At 52.4% G+C, this 2,605-nt stretch carries 3 protein-coding genes and 1 pseudogene; all 4 read right to left on the bottom strand.

What is annotated here, in order from left to right:
• Window positions 1–443, bottom strand: a 443-nt coding sequence (locus tag H8S11_RS13640) for a hypothetical protein (RefSeq protein WP_436233182.1), incomplete at its 3' end; no start/stop codon positions are given.
• Between the two features lie 13 nt (window positions 444–456).
• On the bottom strand, window positions 457–1,104 hold the full coding sequence (locus H8S11_RS13635) for a hypothetical protein (protein WP_186853526.1): 648 nt from the start codon (window positions 1,102–1,104) through the stop codon (window positions 457–459).
• The gene (locus H8S11_RS13630) at window positions 1,101–1,271 is read right to left on the bottom strand and encodes a hypothetical protein (RefSeq protein ID WP_186853525.1); all 171 of its coding nucleotides are present in this window, start codon (window positions 1,269–1,271) and stop codon (window positions 1,101–1,103) included. The genes H8S11_RS13635 and H8S11_RS13630 overlap by 4 nt, the downstream gene beginning before the upstream one ends.
• 11 nt (window positions 1,272–1,282) lie before the next feature.
• A pseudogene (locus H8S11_RS13625) lies at window positions 1,283–2,605 on the bottom strand (hypothetical protein); the annotation flags it as partial.

Raw genomic sequence — 2,605 nt, 5'->3', positions numbered from 1 at the left:
GTGCCGGTAGAAACCTTACCCGTCTTATCTACAAATACCTTTCCAGTCAGCACGTCAGCCACAGTGGTGGTCACAGCAGACACATCCTGGTAACTATCGGGAATCGGAGCTACCGTCACGTCAGACAGTCCGTAATAACCGGAATCTGGTGTTACGTTCTGCTGGGATTTGGTAGGAGTCACGCTCTTGCTTTGGAGGTTATAGTTTCCACCCCCGGCCACACCGGACACTGTACCACTTCCGTTGTGGTAGCCCTTCGGGATGGTGTATGTATCGCCCTCTTGGACCTGCGCTGATACAGCACCCCGGTTTTCAATACCCTCGATCTCTGTCGCCAGCTTGTCCAATGTGTCAACGCTTGTGCCAATACCAAGCTCTACCGCTTTCGCACGGATCGTATTTCGTGCGGTTTGGATGCGGCTGATTTCAGTTGCTACGCTCATTTTTTACCACCTTTCAAATCGTCCCTAAAAGGATCTCGATATTTCCAACAGTATCCTGCACCGCCGCCGCGGTAATGGGAAGGGTGTTATCCCCCTCGAAGTCGCTCACCGCATTTACAGAGAGTGTATTCGTTTCTCTGTCCAGCAGTAGGCCGTGGCCGATCCTATAGCCACCACCGCCGCCCTCTGGTAATGGTATATCTGATTCCTCATATTCCCCGGAATCCGGGTTAAAAATGAGCCATGTCCCGTTTGTGCCGGGTTTTGGCGGATTATTGTTAATGTCTGTCAGACGGTCCTCCATCTGCTCAAACTCGGAGGGCAGGGGCGGTGGGAATGCGTCTACCGCATTGATGCTATTAAACACCGTGGCATAAAACAGGTTGCTGTGCCGCACCTGGTCGCCCAGAGTGCCCCGAACCTGCATGGCGTATGTACCGTCATCCGCCAGCATGGCGGCGGTAAGCAGAGCGCTGTACACTTCCCCATCACGGGAAAGCTGGATGATGTTCTTCTGCCCATCCTTCTCCACATCAACCTTTAAGTCCCACCCTTCCGGCAGGTCAGTGGATATTTCCAGAGACGTGACCTCATTATCGCCCTCAAATCCAAGTGAAAAACCGGGTGGCGTACAGATATTCCAATCGGTCATGTAAATCATACGCCCACCTCCTGTGTCATAGCGGCCACCTTATCCAGAAGTGCGTCTATCTCTTCCCCACTGTATTTGCTGGTGTAGTAGCTTGTGGGTGTTTCCTCCGCAAGCGCCTGTAACTCCATGGTAGAAATCCTCTGTTCCAGGGCGGACAGCCTCTCTTCTATTGTCATGGTATCTCACCTCACACGACGAATCTTCGGCCCAGCTTGTCCAGAATAAAGCGGCCAGTGCGGTCCATCACGGGGCCTGATTCAATCTTTTTCTGTGCGCCATAGTAGAGGATGATGCATCCGTCCCCACCAGCTCCTCCAGCGCCTCCAGCACCGCCACTACCAGAATAGTTATCGTAGGTTTTAACGTGCGCTGAAAAATTTATTTTTCTTGTACTGGACGGAGCAGATGTTATTTTGATAGATGCATTATTTCGGACCGTAAGGTTATAGTTGCCAGCGGCCCCTCCGCCGCCTCCACCGCCGCCTCCATCGCCGCCGCATCCATACAATGCGGCTGATGCTCCGTCAGCGCCTTTTCCACCAGACCCGGCCTTTGAAGGTATGAAAGTTCCTGTTCCGCTAGGTTCTCTGACTGAAAGATTAAAACTCGGTGCGGTTGAAGAAGACCCAGCGGTTCCATTGTTTGCGCCAGAAGGACCTCCAGCACCACCGCCACCTGAACCGGACGAAGAAACAGAGGCGTTTACGGAATAAGTCGATGTGTAGTTCGCATACGATCCGCCGTCACTTCCATTTTTTTGGTTGCTGTAAGAAGGCCTGCCAGTACCGCCAGCTATTTCTCCAGCGTCCCCGCCATTATTTCCGGCGGTTCCTCCGTCTGCCCCATCAGACCCAGGCAAACCAGATTTTGCGTAAGTTATTCCTGTTACGATATCTGTATACCCAGCGGACTCCGCCGATCCAGACGCGGAAGACTCTTCTCCAAAAACAGTATCCTCTCCACTAGATCCATTGGACTGACCGCCAGAGCCACAAATATAGGAGATAGTTTCTCCCGCTGAAACCTCGATTGTCTTTTGATAAACCTTTCCGGGAGATCCGGCGCTTCCTCCCGTACCACCAGTGCCCGCTTCTGTTGTGCTTCCAGTTGCCGTGATGCTAGCGTTCCCGGTTTTCGTTTGTCCAGCGGAATCAGATGTATAAATGGAAATAGTTTGTGTGTCATATTTGTCGGTTCCAAATCCACCATAAAAATCGCCTGTACCATCATTCCCATTCCCACCGGCTCCGCCGCCTCCAATCAAGACCACTACTACCTGTGTAACGCCCTCCGGGACTGTCCAGGTTCCAGAGCCTGTCAGCACTTCATGCTCATCATATGTTACTACCTGCTCGAATTTCGGCGGCACAAATCCAACCAGCAACGTTTCATCCGCTTTCAACGTGTTGGACAGGTTGATGTCAGCGGATTCTAGGCAGGCGGTGACTCTCGTTTTGTCATAAGGATGCCATGTCGCAACACGGTTACCCGGCACCTCTCCTTGGTATAC

This window comes from Flintibacter hominis (genome assembly GCF_014287965.1).
Lineage (GTDB): Bacteria > Bacillota > Clostridia > Oscillospirales > Oscillospiraceae > Lawsonibacter > Lawsonibacter aceti.
This window is presented reverse-complemented; position numbering and strand designations above follow the sequence as displayed.

Excerpts from the sequence above, each read along its gene's own strand:
- H8S11_RS13635 (WP_186853526.1), bottom strand. The coding sequence starts at position 1,104 with ATGATTTACATGACCGATTGGAATATCTGTACGCCACCCGGTTTTTCA.
- H8S11_RS13630 (WP_186853525.1), bottom strand. The coding sequence starts at position 1,271 with ATGACAATAGAAGAGAGGCTGTCCGCCCTGGAACAGAGGATTTCTACC.